At 65.4% G+C, this 1,007-nt stretch carries 1 pseudogene; it reads right to left on the reverse strand.

What is annotated here, in order from left to right:
• Window positions 1–390: 390 nt before the first annotated feature.
• Window positions 391–1,007, reverse strand: a pseudogene (locus P1J78_RS24965) (IS701 family transposase); the annotation flags it as partial.

Raw genomic sequence — 1,007 nt, forward strand, 5'->3', positions numbered from 1 at the left:
ACCGACCGCGCCCATCGCGTGCCGGTCGAGGCCGACAGCTTGAGCCGCGACGCCGCCGCGCGCCCGCTCAACCCTTCTTCAATGAGCCTCTGAAACCGCGTCCGAAGCGCGTCTGGCAGTGGTGCTGACATGAAACATCCTCCTGAACAGGATGAATCACGAACATCCCCTCAAGGGAATCTCCCGCGACACAGGGTTGCCCCGAAATGCTCTAATACTACAGTTGCGTAACATACTGTTTTCGATGGGCCTTCGCTGCGCCTGCCTGGTGTCGCTGTCGCCATCGCGACCAGGCGAGGATGAAATCTGCCGCCGGGAGGCCGCGCAGGAGGAGGCGCGCCATCAGCCTCAGGATTTCCGGTATCGTGCAGATCTCCTCAAGCGTGCGGGTCAGGCGGCTTCGGTGCGGCCCTTTGGACTCGTTTCGTTCGCTTTCCCGAACGCCGCTCGGATTTGATCGGAGCCGATCCGGGTCAGGAGCGCGGCGGCCGCCATGACCAGGCTCATGTGGCGGTGCCAGCCGTGCTAGGACCGGGCTTCGCAGTGATCGAGTCCGAGGTCGTCCTTGGCCCGCAGGAAGCACTCCTCGATCGTCCAGCGCAATCCGGCGGCCGCAGCGAGTTCCGCCAGGGTGGTGTCGGCGCGCGCATGGGCGAAATAATAGGCGATGGCATCCGGGTCGCGGCGGCTTCGGCGCGCCAGGAGCCAGCGGGCGAAACCGTCCCCGGCTGTCCAGTTCAGTGATACCCAGGCCCAGTCGTAGAGCCGCGGTCCCTTGGCCCCCTCTCCGGCCGACAGCGCCTGCCAGTCGCCGGTATCGAGGTTGCTGACCAGTGTGGCCGGGTCGGTCTGGACGAACTGCCAGTCTTCGAGGAACCGAAGCACATGGTTGGAGCGCACCGCCAGCACATAAGGCTGGCCGCGGTCTTCCAGCATGCGCCGGAACCTGTGATCCGACCCGTAGAGCGCATCGGCCAGGACGAAGGCGCATGGCGTGCCTTCGTCGA

Origin of the sequence: Psychromarinibacter sediminicola (assembly GCF_029168335.1) — a bacterium.
GTDB classification, from domain to species: Bacteria; Pseudomonadota; Alphaproteobacteria; order Rhodobacterales; family Rhodobacteraceae; genus Psychromarinibacter; species Psychromarinibacter sediminicola.